Genomic DNA, 20245 nt, shown 5'->3' on the forward strand with positions numbered 1-20245 from the left:
TCCATTGTCCTGATAAGCTGGCGAAAAGCGCTCAGCCTGATAAGGGATTACGTACAATGATGCGTGGCTCGCTCGCCGAACTCGAAGCAGTTCTCGCTGTGTCCACCCAAGGCGGGTTTCGAGCCGCAGCGCGCGAGCTTGGGGTCTCGTCGTCGTCGCTGAGCCAGCAGATCGCTGCGCTGGAGGCGCGCATGGGGGTCAGATTGTTCAATCGCTCCACACGGAGCGTCGTCCTTTCCGCCGCGGGCGAGCAATTCGTGGCGAGCGTCGGTCCGGCACTGAAGGCCATTCGCAACGCCGTCGAGCATGTCGACGAACATCGTGCCGAAGCCACGGGTATGCTGCGCATCAACACGTCGGTCGGTGCGACCCGCATGATCCTGACGCCGCTGATCCTGGAATACATGCGAAGGAACCCGCAGATGGCGGTGGAGATTGTCACGGAGGGGGCACTTGTCGACGTCAATGCCAAGGGATTCGACGCGGGTATAAGGATTCGGGAAGCCGTTCCGCACGACATGGTCGTCGTTCCGATCGGCGACAGCGTCCGTCCGGCCATCGTCGGTTCGGTCGAATATCTCCGGCAGCATGGAAAGCCGCAGGTCCCGGCAGATCTTCATAACCACGAGTGCATTCGGGCCAGAATGGCGAGCGGCACACTCTATCGCTGGGAGTTCGAAAAGCGAGGAGAGAGCTTCATGCTCGACGTTCCTGGCAAGCTCACGCTCGACGACAGCGACCTGATGCTTCGGGCGGCCCGGGACGGAGCCGGACTCGCCTATCTGAACGAATGGCAGGTTTCAGAGGACGTCGCCGCTGGAAGGCTGGAGCAGGTCCTCGCCGACTGGACCCCGCCCTATCCGGGGCTCTGCCTTTATTATCCGGGAAGGCGAAACATCCCCGCCAAACTGCGGCGGTTCGTCGATCTCATCAAGGACGTTCGGCACGGCAGCCACGTTGATAGCCCGCCTCAAGATTGATGAATGTCTCGACAGGGCTCCCGTAACCCACAGGCGTGAGCAAGGCCCATCCGACTACGCGTTCCTTTCAGGAATGAGCTCACCACGCGAGGCGGGTTCCAAGCACTGTTGCGTCCAGCGTAACGGTGCACTGTCAAACATGAGTATTCAGCCCGCTGATCGCCCGTTGCATCCTTTGCGCATGGATCGGGAACGGACCCGGCCTTCAATCAGGAGCGATCACATGAAACTTTATCACCATCCGCTGTCGGGCCACGCGCACCGCGCCAGACTTTTTCTCTCGCTGATCGGGCTCCCTCACGAGCTGGTCGAAGTCGATCTGAAGGCAGGCGCCCATAAGCAGCCCGACTTCCTCAAAATGAACCCGTTCGGGCAGGTCCCGGTGCTGGCGGATGGCGACGTCTTCATCTCCGATTCCAACGCGATCCTTGTCTACCTCGCCAAGAAGGCAGGTCAGACGGAATGGCTGCCGGAAGACGCAAAAGGCGCGGCCGAAGTCCAGCGCTGGCTCTCGGTTGCAGCCGGTGAGATCGCCTACGGCCCGGCCGCTGCCCGTCTGGTGACGGTCTTCGGCGCCAAGTTCAACCCTGAAGAGGTCATTGGCCGCGCGCATGCCATTCTCGGCCGGATCGAGAGCCAGCTGCAAGGGCGGGAATGGCTGGTGGGCAATGGCCCGACGATCGCCGATGTCGCGATCTACAGCTACGTCGCGCGTGCTCCGGAAGGCAATGTCGATCTGAGCGCCTATCCATCCGTCAATGCTCTGCTGCGCCGGGTCGAACAACTTCCAGGCTTCGTCGACTTCGTCAAGACGCCGGTCGGCCTTGCCGCCTGATCAACGATAGGGGGTGCGACACCTCGCACGCTCTAGCCTCTTTCCCTGGAGAACGCAGATGTCCGTGAACCTCACAAAACTGCCGACGTGGCATGAAGGCGAGACCCTTATCCAGGAAAAGCTTGGCGTAAAGGAGCGCATGGCCTCAGTCGGTCAGCGTGTAATTCGCGATTACATGCCGGACCAGCACCGCGACTTCTACGCCCAATTGCCTTTCATCGTTCTTGGCAGTGTCGACCCAACCGGTGACGCCTGGGCGACTTTTGTTGAAGGCCAGCCAGGGTTCATGTCGTCGCCTTCGCCTGTCGTCCTGGACATTCTCGCAAACCGCGATCCGAGCGACCCGGCAAGCGAAGGACTGGCGGACGGCTTGCCGATCGGCCTCCTCGGCATCGAGATGCACACGCGTCGCCGCAACCGCATGAATGGGTTTGTTTCAACGATCGACGGCGGCTTCCGCGTCGATGTGGACCAGAGTTTCGGAAATTGTCCGCGCTACATTCAGCTGCGCGACTTCGCGTTCGAGCGTCAGCCGGAAGCACCATTCCAAGGTGAGGTAGAGGAACTGCCTGTGCTCGATGATCCGGCACGCGCGATCATCCAGGAAGCCGATGCATTTTTCGTTGCTTCTTATGTCGATCGCGAAGACCGGCGCCAAGTGGATGTATCGCACCGCGGCGGGAATGCCGGATTTGCTCGCGTCGGCGACGACGGCGTCCTGAAGATCCCTGATTTCGATGGAAACCTCTTCTTCGCGACGCTTGGCAACATCCTGCTGAACGGAAAGGCAGGACTTCTCTTCGTGGATTTCGCAACAGGCGACATGCTGCAGATGACGGGGAAAGCCGAAGTCCTCTTCGACTCGCCCGAGATCGTCGCCTTCCAGGGCGCGGAGCGGTTTTGGACATTCAAGCCGACACGGATCGTTCGTCGCCGCAATGCATTGGCTTTGAGATGGGCTTTCCAGAAGGACGGCTGGTCGCCAAGCTCCCTGATGACAGGCAGTTGGAGCCAAGCGGCCGACCGTCTCCGAGCGAAAGAGCTTGCCGGCGTGTGGCGGCCAATGACCGTCAGCGCGATCGTTGATGAGAGCGCGACGATCAAGTCTTTCCATCTGCAGCCCGGCGATGGCGCCGGGCTACTCCCCCATAGGGCGGGTCAGCATCTACCTATACGGATAAAGCTACCCGACGAAAAAAAGCCTGTCATCCGCACCTATACGCTTTCGGTTGCGCCGTCCGACGGAATATACCGCATCAGCGTCAAGCGGGACGGCCGGGTTTCTCAGTTCTTGCATGATAATGTTGCCGTCGGCGATGTCATCGAGGTGCGCGCGCCGGCCGGCGACTTCAGCATCGACGCCCGCTCGACCCGTCCGGCGGTTCTTCTCGCAGGCGGCGTCGGCATCACACCGCTGCTCGCGATGCTCCGTCATATCGTTTACGAGGGGCTCCGCAAGCAGCGTGTCCGTCCGGTCACGTTGTTCTACGCGGCTCGCTCAAAGGCCGATCGACCGTTCGACAAGGAGATCGCCGACCTTATCGGTGCGACAAAGGGCGTGATGCGCTTGGTCAGGGTCCTCAGTGACACCACCAACGCTGAAGAGGGCAGGGACTTTGACGCCGCGGGTCGGATCGATATGGCGATGCTGACGCGGTTCCTTCCCTTCAACGACTATGATTTCTATCTCTGCGGACCTGCCCAGTTCACGCAAGGGCTATATGACGGGCTGCGGACTTTCAACATCGCTGACGATCGCATCCAGGCTGAAGCTTTCGGTCCGTCGTCGCTGATCCGCACGGGGCAACCCACACCAACAGCTGTGTCTTTTACCACGCAACCGTCCGAAAAACCCGTGCCCGTCGTGTTCACGAATTCACTGAAAGAGGCACGGTGGACACCTGGCTCCGGCACTCTCCTGGAACTCGCCGAAGCACGTGGCCTCGAGCCTGAATTCAGTTGCCGCGAAGGCAATTGTGGGACCTGCCGGACCAAACTCGTCAAGGGGGCCGTCGCTTATATCAAGCAGCCCACCGCGAAGATCGATTCCGACGAAGTGCTGCTCTGCTGCGCCGTTCCAGCCGAACAGGAAGGTGGCCTGCAGCTTGCTGTGTAAGGGGCGATTGCTGCGTCCAGCGTAACAGTCCCTTGTTTCCTTTCGATCTTCAGCAAGTTGCGCCACCGGATCATATTCAATCCCAAGAGCAACGTCTCTCTCAACCGAAAAGGGAGATTACAATGTCACGCATTCCCACGCCCGCAACCATCGAAGAAGCTCCGGAAGCGTCCCGTCCAGTCCTCGAGACCATCCAGAAGCAGATCGGATCCGTTCAGAACATTTTTCGGCTGGTTTCCAACAGCCCCGCCGCATTGACGGGCTTGACCTCGCTCCAGGGCGCACTCGACATGGGCAAGCTGCCGCCGGCCACCCGCGAACGCATCGCGCTCGCCATGGCTGAAGCCAACGGCTGTGACTACTGCCTATCCGCCCACACCTTTACGGGAACGAAGTTCGCCAAGCTCGACGAAGCGAAATCGCTGCCAACCGCAGCGGCACATCCAACGACCCCAAGGCAGCGGCTGCCGTCGAATTTACTCGCGCACTGACAGTGGCTCGCGGGTCCGTCGCGCCAGCGGAAATCGCCAGGGTCCGTGATGCCGGCTACAGCGACGCCGAGATCATCGAGATCATCGCCCATGTCGCCCCCAATACCTTCACCAACTACGTGAACGAGGCCCTCGACACCGAGATCGACTTCCCCCGCATCGATCGCGCGGCTGCCTGACGCCTAGCCTGGAGGCGGTGCAAGACGTACCGCCTCCCGCCCCAGAGGAAATTGAACATGTCCCGCCCTCCACTTCCGCCATTCACCCAAGAAAGCGCCATCGAAAAGGTCCGCCTTGCAGAAGATGGCTGGAATAGTCGCGATCCCGCCAAGGTGGCGCTTGCCTATACACTCTGGCCTTCACCGGCAATCGTATCGCCGTCCGGTACGCCTACGAATATCGCGACGACAGCGGTCAGTGGTTCCGCGCCTATGGCAATGAGAACTGGGAATTTGCCGAGGATGGCCTGATGCGGGAACGTCATGCCAGCATCAACGGACATCCGATCGCTGAAGCGGACCGCAAGTTTCGTTGGCCCCTCGGCCGCAGACCAGACGACCATCCCGGCCTGAGCGATTTCGGCTTTTAAGCCTTAACCCGAGGAGATGAACAATGGTTGGCTCGTTAATTGATCCACGGGCAAGACTTTCAATCGAGCTGGCCCTCACAGGAACGAAAGCGAGCAAGCTTCTACTCGCCAAACAAGAGGAAGCCGGTCGTGCCCTCGGGATGACCGGCGCCGAGATGGATGTGGCAAGGCGGGGTTCAAGCTTCGACTTCAATACATCGATCGTCGTATCACTTGCTCTGGATGCCTGTCGCGAAACCCGCCAGCGCGCAATACGCGCTGGCATTTCCGAGGAAACTTGTGATGAAATCGAACGCATCGCGCTTTCTCTTCGTGCGCGGGCTGCCTGAACATGAGTTGCCTCTTGAGGCTTCGGTTTCGAGCACTTAAGGTGCTGGAAACAAACGTGATTGGGGACGCGGATGGACCGGTGGCAGGCAATGAGGATCTTTGTGAAGGTCGCCGAAACCGAGAGCTTCGCAGACACCGCTCGCCAGATGTTCATGAGCGCGCCAGCCGTCACGAGAGCGGTTGCTTCGCTTGAAGACCTGATCGGGGCTCGCCTGCTGGTGCGAACCACTCGCTCGGTGAAGATGACCGAAGCGGGCGTTCGTTATTTTGAAGACTGCCGCCGGATTTTGGCCGATATCGCTGAAGCAGAGGCGGCCGCCGGCGGCTCCTATGCTACGCCGACGGGAACTCTGTCCATAACCGCGTCAGCGCTGTTCGGCCAAATGTACGTCCTCCCGATCGTAACGAGCTATCTCGACACATACGCGACTATGAAAGCAAAGACCCTCTTCATCGATCGACCGGTCAACATCGTGGAGGAGGGCATCGATGTCGCTGTGCGAATCGGCCATCTCCCGGATTCAAATCTTTCTGCCGTCAAGGTCGGAAGTGTCCGTCGCGTCATGTGCGGTTCGCCAAAGTATTTCGAGCGCTACGGCGTTCCGAATTCGCCGGACGATCTCAAAGACCACCGCATCGCTGCATCGACAGCGGCATGGGCTTCACCTGAGTGGAAATTCGGCAACGATCTGCGCATATCCGTGGATGCGGCTCTGCAATGCAACACGAACGAAGCAGCGATACAGTCCGCGCGTGAGGGATGGGGCCTGACCAGGGTTCTCAATTACCAGATCGGTCCAGCCCTCGTCGCTGGAGAACTCCAGATCGTTCTCAGCGAGTTCGAGGAACCAGCTTTGCCAATTCATATACTCCATCCTGAAGGACGGCATGCTCCAGCAAAGGTCCGTGCCTTCGTCGATATGGCTGCAGCCAGGCTACGCGAGAACCGGCTTTTGAATTGATGTTTGGCTTTCAAGGGTCAAATAGTCGGTGACCAAGTTGCTCTTGGCATGCCCATTCTGTTGCACTCATATCATCAGATGCAATAATCCCTTGTCCAATATGGACATTCACCCTCCAGGCAGGAAGAGCGATGGTGATTGCAGGCAACGAGCCGCTCGCAATCACTCCTGAGGAGAACCACAATGTCTCGTACTCTCACCGCACTGCTTCTCGCATCCGCCAGCATCTTTGCTTCCGCTCCAGCCACGATAGCCTTCGCCGAAACACCTGCCATCACTCAGCAGGCGCCTGCAACGATCCATTATCGCTCCATTAAGATCGATGGCGTCAACGTCTTCTATCGCGAAGCCGGCCCGGCCGACGGCCCCATCGTCGTGCTGCTTCACGGCTTTCCGACATCGTCCCACATGTTTCGCAACCTGATCCCGTCGCTGGCAGACCGCTACCGCGTCATCGCTCCTGACTACCCGGGCTTCGGACAGAGCGATGCGCCCGATCACGCAAAATTCGAATATTCCTTCGGCCACTATGCCGATATCGTTGATACGCTGCTGACCAAGCTCGGCGCCGCTAAATATTCGATGTATGTCATGGATTATGGCGCACCTGTCGGCTACCGGATGGCGCTCAAGCACCCGGACCGCGTCACCGGCCTGATCGTTCAAAACGGCAATGCCTATGACGAAGGTATCCGCGATTTCTGGAACCCGATCCGCGCCTACTGGAAATCAGGAGCGAAGAAGGACCGCGAAGCACTCTCCGTGCTCGTCGCGCCTGAGACGACCAAGTTCCAGTATACCGACGGCGTCAAGGACCTGACCCGCATCAGTCCTGACAACTGGGTCCACGACCAGGCTCTACTCGACCGGCCGGGCAACAAGGATATCCAGCTTGACCTGTTCTACGACTACCGCACCAACCTGCCGCTATATCCGCAGCTCCAGGCTTTCTTCCGCGATCGCAAGCCGCCGACGCTGATCGTTTGGGGCAAGAACGACCAGATCTTCCCGGAAGCAGGCGCGCATCCTTATCTGCACGATCTTCCTGACGCAGAGTTCCATCTCTTGGACACGGGACATTTCGCACTCGAAGACAAGCTGGATGAGATGGCGCCGCTCATTCGAAGCTTCCTTGATCGCAAGGTCGCCAATTGAAACGCCGCTGGCTTCCTGTAACTGCCTTACTGGTTGCGGGAAGCCTGTAGCCTTCGATGTTGCAGGCGTTCATTTGTTTAGGAACGCCTGCTGAGTCTGGTCGGGAAACCATTGCAAACTGGATGCCATCACTAGATGCTTGTGTTGGGCTGCGGTTCGACTACCTTCGAGGCCAGGCCCTGATCCTTACGCGCGTGGCAAAAAAATCTCAGGTGTCTTCTTTCAACGCTGTCCAGGCAATTAGCTGAAACGTCGGACCCACCGCATGGTCTCGCCGATTGGATCAAGAGGTTGTTCAACGTTGAATAGCCCGACGCGATAGTCTTCAAATGTGCTCTTCAAATGTGACTGGCGTAAGTGCGTCAGCGATAGCGTGGTATCCGTTTGAAGGCGACATTGTTCCGGACGATCGGCCCCATCTGGTCGGGGTTCATCTGGTAGGCCGGCATCAGGTTGATCAGGCTTTCGGCATTCTGGGCCCATTTCGCGACCCAGTCCTTGTCTTCCATCCGATAAAGATTGCACATGCCGGGCCATGCCCTTCGCTCAAGTCTGACGGAGCAGAGGATAATGACATTGCGTCGAGAGCTACGATTTTGTCGCCTTTGGCTAGCTCGTGCTTGTGGTGGATAGCCCGTTGACGCAGCCTGAAAGAAATCGCCTCATTGGAGGGCAGAAGCCTCTACGGAATTCAACTCATAGCTACTTCTGCCTTCGAATTACTGGGCGTCGAAACGCCACTCGAGGCGATAACGAAGGTTGGATTTCAGTGCTGCGGAATGAGGCTAAGAATAAATTGGGTTCCTGGCGTTGCTTTGGATGTTGGTGACATATATCGATATCCGGCCGACCATTGATCATCAGAGATGAGCCGGTTCCATAAATGCGCGTTACACCTCAACCGTTAATTCGTTGGGTAGGTGGTCGATGGTTCAGATCCGTTCAAGGAGGTCACTGGAGACACGCTGGGGTTTTCGGGCTGGAAAACTGAGCCAGCGTCGCATCCACTATTTAGCCAGTATGTCTCCGACGAAATCGGCAAACGCGCGCCTTGGCGCTCACCAGGCGGCCAGATGGGAAAACGGCCCAAAGATCAATCGTTGGAAGCGTCCAGTCCGGTAGCAGTCGCTGAACTGCGCCGCTTGCCAGTTCCGGTGCGAACATCCAGTCAGAGGTGACTGCTAGTCCCATGTCAGCAAGGACGCCGGCACGGATATGATCGTGCCTGAGAAATCCTCCAGGGCGACTCGCGACCCATGGACCCGAGCGTCACGCTGCAGGCAACGGAGGCATGGCCTCCACCGTCTCATTATCTTGCGGAGCGAACGAAATGCGCGTTCGCGCGTTATGCCAGCTCGGTAGGGGATACTTTGATGATGAACATCAGCATGTCGGATCAGATCGTAAGACTTGCTTTTGAACCATCCGTTCGCCGCGCAGTGCAAGACCTCCCTCAGCACCAGCCTATCCAGTCCGATGACCGATTCAATGCTCTCCTCGACCGCCTTGCTCAGTCTGAACGTGAGAGTCGTGCCGCAGCTTCCATCCCATTGGATGTCTCCCCGTCACTTGTTGAGCGCTGAGTCCCCGGACGCGATAGCCAAGGAAGCAACGACGCGACATTTCCGATGCCTTTGTCCTAGCACTGCCCGTCCAGCCAAAGCTCGCTGTTCCGGCCACTTGAGGCTCAACGCCCGCGATCTATATGCTTTCACCTCTTATTCTCGCTGTGTAGGTAGACCATGTCCGAAGGATCAGACGAAGTAGAGACCATCGACGCCCCGCGCATTTCCACCGGCGTAGAGGGGCTTGATGTCATACTCGACGGCGGTGTGGACGAAAACCGGCTCTACCTCTATGAGGGCCGCCCCGGCACTGGCAAAACAACGATAGCGCTGCAATTCCTCCTAGAAGGCGTCCGGCAAGGTGAGCGGGTGCTGTACATTACCCTGTCTGAGACGGAACGCGAACTGAAGCTCGTCGCCAAACGTCACGGCTGGTCGCTCGATGGCGTCACCCTCTTCGAGCTTGTTCCTCCGGAAACGACGCTCGATCCCGATCGCGAGCTGACGGTGTTTCATCCGGCGGAAATGGAGTTAAATGAGACGACGAAGCTTATCCTGGACCGCGTCTCCGAGCTCAATCCGAAGCGGGTCGTCATCGACAGTCTTTCCGAATTGCGCCTACTTGCCCACAGTCCTCTGCGCTACCGGCGGCAGGTGCTCGCGCTGAAGCACTATTTTACCAGCCGGCAGTGTACCGTCATTCTTCTCGACGATTTGTCATCTCAGCAAAATGACCTGCAGCTTCATTCCATTGCCCATGGGGTTGTCCTGCTGGAGCAGACCGCGATCGACTATGGCGCCGAACGTCGGCGCCTAAGGGTCGTAAAAATGCGCGGCATCAGGTTTCGCGGCGGTTATCATGATTTCATCATCGAGAAGGGAGGGCTGCATGTTTTCCCCCGACTGATTGCCGCAGACCACCATCAGGCGTTTGATGAGGAGTTCACCTCCAGCGGAATTGCTGAACTCGATCAGATGCTCGGTGGCGGGCTCGAGCGGGGCACGAATGCGCTATTTCTTGGAGCCGCCGGCGTTGGCAAGTCGTCGCTCGCGCTGACCTACGCTTTGGCTGCCGCCGACCGGGGCGAGTACGCAGTCATCTACGCTTTCGACGAAGGGCGAGGAACCCTGCAGGCACGCGCCAAAACCCTGGGTCTCGATTTGCAGAAACATTTGCAAAGCGGGATGATCCGCGTGCAGCAGATCGATCCGGCGGAACTCTCGCCAGGCGAGTTCACGGCTAACGTCCAGAGAAGCGTCGAGAGCGACGGTGCCCGTGTCATCGTCATCGACAGCTTGAACGGCTACATGAATGCGATGCCAGACGAGCGTTTCCTAATCCTGCAGATGCACGAACTGCTGACCTATCTCGGCCAGCGCGGTGTCGTGACGATCCTCGTTCTCGCTCAACATGGGCTCGTTGGCCCCCTCGAAGCCCCGCTCGACTTGAGCTACCTTAGCGATTCCGTCGTCATGCTGCGCTATTTCGAGGTGCAAGGCTCGGTGCGCCGGGCGATCTCGGTCGTCAAGAAACGAAGCGGCCGGCACGAGCACAGCGTGCGCGAGTTCAGCCTGTCCGATAAAGGCATAAAGCTTGGGCCGCCGACCACTGGTTTCGTCGGCGTGCTGGCGGGATCGCCTCATTTTACCGTGGCTCCAGTAGTAAATTCAGCTGACGGACATGATGGCATTAAGTAAATTCCACCCCGAGCCCGTCCTCGTCTTTGCTCCGGTAGGCAGGGATGCGGCCGCTTCGGTTGACCTGCTTATGCGCAACGGGATCGCTTCCAAAGCATGCGGCGATCTTTCTGCGTTTGTGACAGCACTGGAAGCCGGCGCCTCAGCAGCGTTTCTTGCAGAAGAAGCCCTCTTTGGAAAACATGCCAACTCGTTATTCAGATGGGTCGCGGACCAGCCTCCGTGGTCAGATCTTCCCTTCGTCCTGCTCACAAGCCGCCAGGAACAAGTGGGCATCGAAGCATGGCGACAGGACCTGATTGCCAGGTTGCGCAATGTGACTCTCCTTGAGCGCCCGGTGCAGGCTCTGACGCTTGTTGGCACGATCCAGGCGGCGCTTCGTGCAAGAACGCGACAGCTGGAACTTCGCGCGCTGCTGGAAGAGCGGGAGCGTTCTGGACAGGAGCTTGAGAAACTCGTCCTGGCACGGACGGAGGCGCTCGAAACGGCCAACGAGGCCCTGCGCGACGAGATGCGCGTCCGGGCAGAAGTCGAGGAGAAACTTCGTCAGGCCCAGAAGATCGAAGCGATCGGCCAGCTGACAGGGGGTGTCGCCCACGACTTCAACAACCTTTTGATGGTCATTTCCGGCGGTCTGGAGATGCTTGACCGCCAGACGGATCCGGCGAGGCGCAAGCGGTTGATGGATGGAATGCGGCAAGCCGCCGAGCGGGGCTCCGGCCTCACACGGCAGTTGCTGGCTTTTTCCCGGCGTCAGGAGCTCAAACCGCAAACCATCGACCTGGCCCACCAGATCGGCGGCATGCGCGAGTTGCTCGACCGCAGCTTGAGAGGCGACGTCCATGTCGTCATCGATCTGTCGCCAGACCTGTGGGCGGTCGAGGTCGATGCGAGCGAACTGGAGCTCGTTGTTTTGAACCTCGCAGTCAACTCACGCGACGCGATGCCTAAGGGCGGCACGATCAAGATCACTGCCGAGAATGAGGTGGCGGAGGCTGAAGCCAACGGTCAACGAGACTTTGTCCGCCTCGTCATCGCCGACGACGGCTGCGGAATGACGCGTGAGGTGAAGGCGAGGGTATTCGAGCCTTTCTTCACGACGAAGGACATCGGCAAGGGATCGGGCCTCGGTCTCGCGCAGGTTCACGGGTTTGCTCAGCAGTCCGGTGGGAGGATCGAGATCGACAGTGAAGTCGGCAAGGGAACCACGATCTCCCTGCTGTTGCCACGCTCCCCGAACCACCCCGCCCCTGATCAGCACCATTTGGTCGACTTGCAGGTCGGGCGGCGGCGGGCAGAAGCTGCCGGCAACATCCTGCTGGTCGAAGATGACGACGAAGTCGCGGCGCTCGTCGCTGAGATGCTCGACGAGTTGGGGTTTGAGATCGTGCGGGCAGCGACGGCCGCCGCGGCTCTCGGTGCCTTGGCCAACAACCGCGCTGTCGACCTGGTGTTCTCCGACATCATGATGCCAGGTGGCATGAACGGTGTGGAGCTGGCAAAAGAGATCCGCCTACGCCGCAAAGATCTGCCCATCCTGCTGACCAGCGGTTATTCGGAGGCAGCCAAACAAGCGGCGGAGAACCAGGGGATCAAGATCCTGCGCAAGCCCTATCAACTGGCGGAGCTCGCGGAAGCGCTCCGAAGAACCATGGCCGGTGGAGATGGGAATTGAGTCTGCGACCAACAACAACGGAAGCGGCTCGCTTTCGCCAGTCATCGTTGGGGGGGTGTCGCGATGGCGATCGATGCCGAGCGCGCGCCATCCTCGCCGCTTGCCGAGCGCTTGATTTCTCACGACATCCTTTCGATGCAAACAGAGGATTTCCAGTCGCACCGCGCCATCTCCACCACAACGACCAGGTCATAGAATGAACACTGCCTCCCGTTTCCCCGCCGAACGCCTCCAGCCGGTCCTCGACAGCGCCGTCGATACCGGGATCATCATGCTCGACGTCGAATCACCGGCTGGAGCAAGGGCGCTGAAGCTCTCCTCGGCTGGTCGCAGGACGAAATGCTGGGCAAAACTCTGGTGGCGATCTTTCCGCCGGAAGGAGGAGCTGCCGTGCTGCTCGAGGCGGAACTGGCCGACGCCAGGTCCAGGGGAAAGGGAAGCGGCGAGGGATGGCGGTTGCAGAAGGGCGGTGGCCGCATTTGGGCCGTAGGCGAGACCACCCCAATCCTCGATGACGCCAAAGGGTTAGTTGGTTTCGTGAAAGTGCTGCGAGATCGCACCGAGCAGCGCGAGACCGAGATGGCGCTTCGGGAGCGGACTCGCGCGCTTGAGATCCTCCATCGAGCCGGAGCAAACCTCGCGCGCGAGGACGACCTGGAAAAAGTTGTCCAACTGGTGACGGATGCCGGTGTCGAGCTTACCGGAGCGCAGTTCGGCGCATTCTTCTACAACGTCATCAATCCATCGGGCGAGAGCTACATGCTCTACACGCTATCCGGTGTACCTCGCGAGGCATTCTCGAAGTTTCCCATGCCACGCAATACGGCTGTCTTTGCACCGACCTTTCTCGGAGAGGGGATTGTGCGTTCCGCCGATATCACCCAGGACAGCCGGTACGGCAAGAATGAGCCACGAAAAGGGATGCCGGAAGGTCATCCTCCTGTACGGAGCTATCTGGCCGTGCCAGTCATCTCGCGAACGGGCGAGGTAATTGGTGGACTGTTCTTCGGGCATGCTGACATCGGCGCGTTCGATGAGGCATCGGAAAGCGGTCTCGCTGGCCTCGCCGGCGAAGCTGCGGTCGCCATCGACAACGCCCGCCTGTTCGATGCCGCCCAACGCGAGCTGCAGGAAAGACGCCGGGCGGAAGAGGCGCTCAAGGACTTGAACACCAATCTCGAGCATCTCGTCAAACAGAAGACCGAGGAACTCACACGGAACGCCGAAGCGCTGCGGCAGGCCCAGAAAATGGAGGCGGTCGGGCAGTTGACGGGTGGCGTCGCCCACGACTTCAACAACCTGCTGCAGATCATCGTCGGCAATCTCGACACCCTTATATGGAACCTAGCGGCGGAAGCGGGGCGGTTGCGGCGGGCAGCCTCACAGGCGATGAACGGCGCCAAACGGGCAGCGGCTCTGACGCTGCGACTGTTGGCCTTTGCCCGCCGCCAGTCGCTCGATCCAAACCGATCGACGCCAACAGCCTGATCCGCGGCATGTCGGAGCTCCTGCACCGGACACTTGGAGAAATTTTCCACATAGAAGTGGTGCTCGAGGCGGAGACCGATCCGAACGAACTGGAAAGCGCGCTTCTCAATCTTGCGATCAATGCGCGTGACGCGATGCCTGATGGCGGCAAGCTAACGATCGAAAGCTTCAATGCCCATCTGGACGAAGCCTATGCTTCATCGCATGCCGAGGTGATCCCCCCGGGCAGTATAGCGCCATCAGCGTCTCCGACACTGGGACGGGGATGGACGCCGAAACGCTGTCGCACGTGTTCGAACCATTCTTTACGACCAAGGATCAGGGCAAGGGCACCGGGCTTGGTCTCAGCCAGGTCTACGAATTCGTCAAGCAGTCGAAGGGCCATGTGAAGATCTACTCGGAAGTCGGCGACGGAACGACGGTGAAAATTTCCCTGCCGCGGCTCTACGCAGACGGAGCCGAAGAAAAGGTCGTAGAGGCACCTACTATCCCCGAGGCTGCACCCGGCGAAGTTATCCTTGTCGTCCAGGACGACCCGGACGTTCGCGCCTATTCGGTCGAGTCACTGCGCGAATTAGGCTACCATGTACTCGAAGCCAAGGACGGCCCAGCGGCCCTGCAGGCGCTGTCGAACCACGGCAAAGTCGATCTGATCTTTTTGGACGTCGTGTTGCCCGGCGGCATGAGCGGCGCCGACGTGGTTGCCAAAGCGCGTGAGACAGACCCCACGCTCATGGCGTTGTTCACGACAGGCTATTCTCGCAACGCCATCGTCCCTCAGGGCCGACTCGACAAGGGCGTGCATTTGCTGCCCAAGCCATTCTCCTTCGAGGACCTGGCGGTGCGGGTTAACGGCACAAGTCGCGACTGCGCATTGAGGCTAATCCTCACGGCGACCTTGCCGGAACTGCTGGGCACCGGAAAGCCATGCAATTAGTTCGAGCAGGTCATCAGGCGTAGCAGGCTGAGAGCTCGTGGCCGCGCCGCGACGAGCTCCGTTTCTCTCCAGACAAAAAGCCCGCGCCGAAGCGCGGGCCCATCCAGGTAAAACATAGCCTTAGTGGCTGTTCTTATGGCTTTGCTGACCAGCCTTCACGTGCTGCTCATGCGAACCGCCTTGGGTGCCACGCGAATTGTCCTCGCGGCCTGCCGAACCGGATGACGCGGATTTCGCGCCTTGGTTCTTGTGGCTTTGCTGGCCGGCTTTGACGTGCTGTTCGTGGCTTCCACCTTGGTTGGCCATTTGACTTCTCCTTGGTTTGACTCTTTCGAGACCCTCATCGGCCTCGCGAAACTAACGACGCGCCCGCGCTGTTGTTCCATCGTTTCTTGGTCCTTTGTTATTATTGAGAATGATGATCGGATGGTCAAATAAGAAGCCGATGGAAGTGGCTAGCCGGCGAAGTCGAGGACGGGTATTTTCTGGTGGTGGAGCTATCGACCGGATGTGTGCCGTGGAGTTTTAACTGCGACCTGCCGGTTCCATCTCCATCGGATAGGGGTAGAGGACATTCGCGAGCTTGGCCAATCTCGAGAGAAAGCCGGTTCTAGATATCCCGCTGGATGACGATGATAGATCAATCCGGAGGTGACTGCCGCGAGCCCGAGATTTCTAAGCTTGTCCGGGAAGTTCCGGTCCTTTCGGATCAGGCGCCAGCGAGGAGACATGTCAGATCTCAGGATCTCTGTCGCCAAGGTGAATTTGGCGCGGTAGCTTGTAGCGGCTTGGGCGGAGAGCCGCCATTGGAGGTACGTCTGTTGCATGGCGTCTTAACGCATCAGCTGCGGAAAACGCCGCCCGCCATCTGTATACAGAGTGAATGTATTTTAACTAAAACTTAAACGTAAGTTAGAGTCTACCTATTAAACTACAGGATATCCGCCTCACGCTCGCGTCGTGCCACAACCTCGCAGGGCGGCCAATAAGGGCGCCGGCCGAAGTTAACGCCCACAATCATCCTAGAGGGTTGTCAGTCCCGACCGGATGCCACTACTGGCGGACCTGCACCACGGTGTGCCTGCGGCTGCCTTCATCGAGATCGAAGCCGTCCCATTCACCCGCTACGGCATCGCTCCGGAACACGGGTCGGAAGGTAGCGGAGGGTGCGATGGGAGCATTGGGCTAAATGGCGTGATGCGCGGGCTCCGTTACAACAATGACTACATGCGGCACGCGAGAACTCCAGACCCTGTCATTTACCTGGGACGGACCCGCCATCGTCTTCATTAATCCGAAACACGTTGTTGCTTTGTGAACACTCGACAACAGCACTCACATCCATGTTAGAAGCACGGGCACCGGGTTATTATCCGCTGAGAGAGACGATTGAGGAAGTCGTTAAGCTGCTAACGGGTCAGTAGTGCCGAGCGGCGGAACTTACATAGTTCACCCAAGTTTTATCGGCATGAGCAACACAGAGCAAAAGCCACCAAAGGCATGGTCAAACTTGTGCTGACTATCGTCGTCGTCGCGGTAATCATAGCGGTGGCGTATTTGGCTTTCTTCACGCCGGGACAAGCCTAGGCTGAACTGGCGCAGTGCACCGACACTGCGAAAGCGGCCAGCAACAGCAGTAGCTCGCCCGGAAATGGCTTTGCCTCCGACTGGAGCAGGCGAGATGAGCGATAACTTCAGCGCAAAAGAGACCTTGGCCATATATGGCGAGTGCGCAACCACGATCACATTCGTCCGTGATGGCTTCCTTGCAGACGAAAAGACGTTTCCGACAATGCAAGAAGCAATGGATTATCTTAAGGCATTGGACGCTACCCCGCTCGGGGTAGTTCTCCACATCCGCGTCCACGGTCGCAACATTCCATTCGACCGCGATAACGTAGCGAAGCTGATGCGGGAGCTTTTGTAGATGCCGGCCTTATTGCGGTAGGACAAGATCTGGGCGGCTGGGCTGGCAACTCGTTTCCCTGCTTTAGCTGTGTTGAAACTGAGTTTTGTTCTTCGTGCGGTCCTCCGCTCGGGAAGGACGCAAGGTGTCTTGTGCGACCCCTGACTTGCCGCGCCTCGGCCGAGCGCTATTTGGGAAAGCACGGGCAGAAGTCGGTCAACCTCGGCGTCTCCCTCATCCGAGGCGCGCACGTCTGGACGAACCGACCTCCGAAACACGCTAGTGCAATGTCACGCGTTCCGACTCGGGCGATGGAGATCCCCGTCCGCACCGGCGACAATAGATACCAGATCATCGAGGGCGATGAGCTTGTTTGGTCGATCGCGCGGTTTTGCCGTCGCCACTTAAGCTAGCCCGGAGTTCTCAGAAGCCACACGCCAGACAGCCCCAACGTCCATCACCAGGGAATGCTCGGTCTTCATCAGCGGTGTCGGAACTTTTTCGGCTTCAATGCGTTTGGCAGCCGGATCTGAAGGTTTAGCCTTCGATGATCCCCTTTCCATGTACGCTCACTAGCCCCGCAGTTCAAACGCGGGGCTCTTTTTGAGAGCCTGGCTGGCTGGCGATGTCTGGCGCCCTTTCGCCGCCCGCCCGTGACCGTCGAGGCGATGGTTTCTGCCAAAGTCAAAGTAGTACCGCTTACCTCCTGTCTGATAGCATTTACCGGTTTCACGCCGGCCGAATAGCGTGCCAAACTCAATTTTTCATTCTTGATGCCCCGACCCCTCTTGAACCGGTAACCGTCTGAATTAAATGATCTATGCTGGTAGCCCAATTGGGACCGGCAAAGTCCAGGAGACGCCGGATCGCTCTTGGCGTCTCCTTGTATCCATGTTGCTTCAAAGGAGGATATGGCTATGAGGACAGACCTCGATTTCTCTCCCCTGTTCCGGTCAAGCATCGGCTTTGACCGAATGTTAAGTGCGCTTCAAGCCGGGATCGACACCGTCGATAACTGGCCGCCCTACGACATCCTCAAGACGGGTGAGGATGCATACCGCATCGAAATGGCGGTGGCGGGATTCTCCCAGGACGAACTGTCGATGACGCAGGAGCAGAACCTGCTCGTGGTCGCGGGCAGGAAGGCGGACAGCGATGACGACGTGCAGTATCTTCATCGCAGCGTCGCTCAGCGAAGCTTCCAGCGCCGCTTCGAACTTGCCGACCATGTCAAGGTCGAAAGCGCTGAACTCGTCGACGGACTGCTGATCATCGATCTGAAGCGCGAGATTCCCGAAGAAATGAAGCCGCGCCAGATCGAGATCGGAACTGGCCAGGCGCTTCCAAAGTTCGAGACCAAGCAGATCGAAGCTGAGACGCAAACAGCTTAAGCCTCGAAAGGCACGTCGGTGCCGGGCACGCCCGGCGCCGATATGCGCGCTTCGCTGCTAACCAAGAGAAAGGAGAAAAACATGAGTGTTCGTGATCTCATTCCCTGGAGCGGGAACACCGGCCATAAGGCTCCCAGCCTTTTGCGTGATGACGATCGTGATCCGTTCCTGTCCCTGCATCGCGAGGTGAACCGATTGTTCGACGACGCATTCCGCGGCTTCGGTTCCAACTTTCCGTCGTTGACTGGCCGCAGTGGCTTTGGTGGCGGATGGCCGAACGTCGAGATCTCCGACAACGAAAAGGAGATCACGGTGACGGCCGAGGTGCCTGGACTTGAGGAAAAGGACATCGAAGTCCTGCTCAATGACGGCGTGCTGACGCTGAAAGGCGAAAAGCACTCCGAGACCGAGGACAAGGATCGCCAGTTCTCCGAACGCTACTACGGCCGCTTCGAGCGTCGCATTCCGCTCGGTGCGGAAGTCAAGGAAGACAATATCGACGCCCGATTCAGAAACGGCGTGTTGACGGTGACCTTGCCGAAGAGTGAACAGGCGCAGTCGCAAGTCAAGCGGATCGCCATCAAGAGCTAACCAACCGATGAGCGACCGGCGGCCGGCTTTGCGGCGGCCGCCGGCATCCTTCGCCGATAGGGAGGGATATGATGATGGACGTTAACAGAGAGACCCACAACAGAGAGACGCAGAAACCAAACACGGCTGTTTCGGATACGTGGCCAGCAAATGACAACCAGCGGCAGCCTCTGTCATTCGGCCGCTCAGTATTTCCCGAGGGTGCTGTCGCCCGAATCTTCAAGCCATCGCGCTCGGTGATGACGTCAGGCACCCCGCGAACGAAAGGTTGGCAGCTCGTCTTCGAGCGCCGTAGCGCACCGTTCATCGAGCCTTTGATGGGCTATACGGGTAGTACCGACACGCTCCCACAGGTTGAGCTGGAATTTCCAACCCTTGAATCAGCAATCCGTTATGCGGAGCGGCAGGGGCTGACCTACAGGGTGCAGCGTCGGGTGAATAAGCCGGCGGCAAAGCAGAGAACCCGCCCGCGAACGTACCGACCTCATGCCTTCTCCGACTCGACATTGCTACGGCTCGGCCTCGCGGCACGTCAGGAGAGCTACGGACAGGCACTGGGCGCCGGGTTGCAGACCCACGATGGTCCCGCAACATGGCCATCGCCCGCTGACGTTGTCCGCGATCGCACGCTGACGCTGCAAGCAAAGCGGACGATCCTGATGAACTGGGCCTGGACGGAGTACCTGATCGACCGGGCAATCAACGAGGGAATGCCTGAGAACAACCGGCCGTCGCGCCTTCACGAGGTCGAGCAGGCACTGCTTGACCTCGAGCGCAACGTCGAGAGGCGAGATCTTCAGCCGACGATCAACCGAGATGCCGCGTGAGGTGGAGCCATGAACCCATCTATCGTCTTCGATTGCGAGAAGATCCTGCCCAACAGGTTCGCGCTGACTATGGCTGCGGCCGCACGAAGCCGCGCCCTTTATCGAGGGGCGGAGCCGAGGCTGGATCCGTTCTCCAGCAGCGAGCTCGCACCCTTTCTGGGCGGACCGGCAGGAACAAAGCGACTTCACTCCGCCGATCCGGCCACTCACCTTCGCGGCAACGGCGAACAATCGCCGCTGCAGCACCCGTCTCCACGCCACCGGAGGCGGTTCAATGATGATGCAAACAAGTGAGGAGAAACGACAATGATGAAATCTCAGTCTTCGAAGGACCGTGCAGCATTCGATATCATCAATATCGTTGCTGGGCTGGCTCTTTTCCTGTCACCCTGGCTCCTTGGTTTCGCAACCGAGGCCTATGCAGCGTGGAATGCCTGGATCGTCGGCCTTGCCATTGCCGTGATCGCCGCCGCCGCTCTCTTCGCATTTTACGAGGCGGAAGAATGGATCAACCTCGTGCTCGGCGTCTGGGCCGTAGTGGCGCCATGGGTTCTGGGTTTCTCGGCTGTGGGCGCTGCGATGTGGGCACATCTGATTGCCGGCATCGTGGTCGCGGTTTTGGCCGCAGGCAGCATCTGGTTTACCCACAACCGCCCGCTGTCGACCACCTGAGGCAAAACGAGCGGGCCCGGAACTCCGGGCCCGCTTC

16 protein-coding genes and 5 pseudogenes are annotated in these 20245 nt (G+C 59.0%); 18 read left to right on the forward strand and 3 right to left on the reverse strand.

The genetic code is table 11. The features are described 5' to 3' along the window. Positions 1–56: 56 nt before the first annotated feature. The 8 genes and pseudogenes from AC244Q_RS33585 (at position 57) to AC244Q_RS33620 (ending at position 7458) form a co-directional block, all read left to right on the forward strand. Positions 57–980: a LysR family transcriptional regulator gene (locus AC244Q_RS33585; protein WP_128407112.1), complete on the forward strand. Its 924-nt coding sequence runs from the start codon at positions 57–59 to the stop codon at positions 978–980. 223 nt (positions 981–1203) lie between these two features. Further along, positions 1204–1815: a glutathione S-transferase family protein gene (locus AC244Q_RS33590; protein WP_128407111.1), complete on the forward strand. Its 612-nt coding sequence runs from the start codon at positions 1204–1206 to the stop codon at positions 1813–1815. 58 nt (positions 1816–1873) lie between these two features. Then, the gene (locus AC244Q_RS33595) at positions 1874–3931 is read left to right on the forward strand and encodes a 2Fe-2S iron-sulfur cluster-binding protein (RefSeq protein WP_128407110.1); all 2058 of its coding nucleotides are present in this window, start codon (positions 1874–1876) and stop codon (positions 3929–3931) included. A 122-nt stretch (positions 3932–4053) separates the two neighbouring features. Continuing rightward, a pseudogene (locus AC244Q_RS33600) lies at positions 4054–4601 on the forward strand (carboxymuconolactone decarboxylase family protein). A 57-nt stretch (positions 4602–4658) separates the two neighbouring features. Next, a pseudogene (locus AC244Q_RS33605) lies at positions 4659–5011 on the forward strand (DUF1348 family protein). 23 nt (positions 5012–5034) lie between these two features. Beyond that, a complete protein-coding gene (locus tag AC244Q_RS33610) occupies positions 5035–5340 on the forward strand; it encodes a hypothetical protein (protein ID WP_128407109.1) in 306 nt (101 codons plus the stop codon). A 72-nt stretch (positions 5341–5412) separates the two neighbouring features. Next, positions 5413–6303 (forward strand): LysR family transcriptional regulator, encoded by an 891-nt coding sequence (locus AC244Q_RS33615; protein ID WP_128407108.1) that lies wholly within the window; start codon positions 5413–5415, stop codon positions 6301–6303. Positions 6304–6486: 183 nt separating this feature from the next. Further along, positions 6487–7458 carry an alpha/beta fold hydrolase gene (locus AC244Q_RS33620; RefSeq protein ID WP_128407107.1) on the forward strand — a complete coding sequence of 324 codons (972 nt, stop codon included), beginning with the start codon at positions 6487–6489 and terminating at the stop codon, positions 7456–7458. A 398-nt stretch (positions 7459–7856) separates the two neighbouring features. Here AC244Q_RS33620 and AC244Q_RS33625 read toward each other — a convergent pair. Then, a pseudogene (locus AC244Q_RS33625) lies at positions 7857–7985 on the reverse strand (SOS response-associated peptidase); the annotation flags it as partial. A 480-nt stretch (positions 7986–8465) separates the two neighbouring features. Beyond that, positions 8466–8673, reverse strand: a pseudogene (locus tag AC244Q_RS33630) (LysR substrate-binding domain-containing protein); the annotation flags it as partial. A gap of 158 nt (positions 8674–8831) precedes the next feature. Here AC244Q_RS33630 and AC244Q_RS33635 point away from each other — a divergent pair. The 5 genes and pseudogenes from AC244Q_RS33635 to AC244Q_RS33655 all read left to right on the forward strand — a co-directional run bounded on the left by AC244Q_RS33635 (position 8832) and on the right by AC244Q_RS33655 (position 14821). Next, complete coding sequence (locus AC244Q_RS33635; protein WP_487764170.1) at positions 8832–9041, forward strand: hypothetical protein; 210 nt, start codon at positions 8832–8834, stop codon at positions 9039–9041. A gap of 159 nt (positions 9042–9200) precedes the next feature. Beyond that, positions 9201–10721: an ATPase domain-containing protein gene (locus AC244Q_RS33640; RefSeq protein WP_128407106.1), complete on the forward strand. Its 1521-nt coding sequence runs from the start codon at positions 9201–9203 to the stop codon at positions 10719–10721. Continuing rightward, positions 10708–12396 carry an ATP-binding protein gene (locus AC244Q_RS33645; protein WP_128407139.1) on the forward strand — a complete coding sequence of 563 codons (1689 nt, stop codon included), beginning with the start codon at positions 10708–10710 and terminating at the stop codon, positions 12394–12396. The genes AC244Q_RS33640 and AC244Q_RS33645 overlap by 14 nt, the downstream gene beginning before the upstream one ends. Positions 12397–12459: 63 nt before the next feature. Then, positions 12460–12591 carry a hypothetical protein gene (locus AC244Q_RS33650; protein ID WP_260690485.1) on the forward strand — a complete coding sequence of 44 codons (132 nt, stop codon included), beginning with the start codon at positions 12460–12462 and terminating at the stop codon, positions 12589–12591. Between the two features lies 1 nt (position 12592). Then, positions 12593–14821, forward strand: a pseudogene (locus AC244Q_RS33655) (ATP-binding protein). A gap of 120 nt (positions 14822–14941) precedes the next feature. Here the strand turns inward: AC244Q_RS33655 and AC244Q_RS33660 are convergent. Continuing rightward, on the reverse strand, positions 14942–15127 hold the full coding sequence (locus AC244Q_RS33660; RefSeq protein ID WP_128407105.1) for a hypothetical protein: 186 nt from the start codon (positions 15125–15127) through the stop codon (positions 14942–14944). A 1375-nt stretch (positions 15128–16502) separates the two neighbouring features. Between AC244Q_RS33660 and AC244Q_RS33665 the strand changes: the two genes are divergently transcribed. From AC244Q_RS33665 to AC244Q_RS33685, 5 genes are all read left to right on the forward strand, one after another. Continuing rightward, on the forward strand, positions 16503–16748 hold the full coding sequence (locus AC244Q_RS33665) for a hypothetical protein (RefSeq protein WP_128407104.1): 246 nt from the start codon (positions 16503–16505) through the stop codon (positions 16746–16748). Positions 16749–17644: 896 nt separating this feature from the next. After that, complete coding sequence (locus tag AC244Q_RS33670; protein WP_128407103.1) at positions 17645–18118, forward strand: Hsp20 family protein; 474 nt, start codon at positions 17645–17647, stop codon at positions 18116–18118. 81 nt (positions 18119–18199) lie between these two features. Beyond that, complete coding sequence (locus AC244Q_RS33675) at positions 18200–18709, forward strand: Hsp20/alpha crystallin family protein (RefSeq protein WP_128407102.1); 510 nt, start codon at positions 18200–18202, stop codon at positions 18707–18709. A gap of 71 nt (positions 18710–18780) precedes the next feature. Then, complete coding sequence (locus AC244Q_RS33680; RefSeq protein WP_128407101.1) at positions 18781–19536, forward strand: ETC complex I subunit; 756 nt, start codon at positions 18781–18783, stop codon at positions 19534–19536. A gap of 306 nt (positions 19537–19842) precedes the next feature. Next, a complete protein-coding gene (locus AC244Q_RS33685; RefSeq protein WP_128407099.1) occupies positions 19843–20208 on the forward strand; it encodes an SPW repeat protein in 366 nt (121 codons plus the stop codon). The last annotated feature ends 37 nt before the right edge of the window (positions 20209–20245 follow it).

This window comes from Rhizobium sp. CB2179, assembly GCF_057653455.1.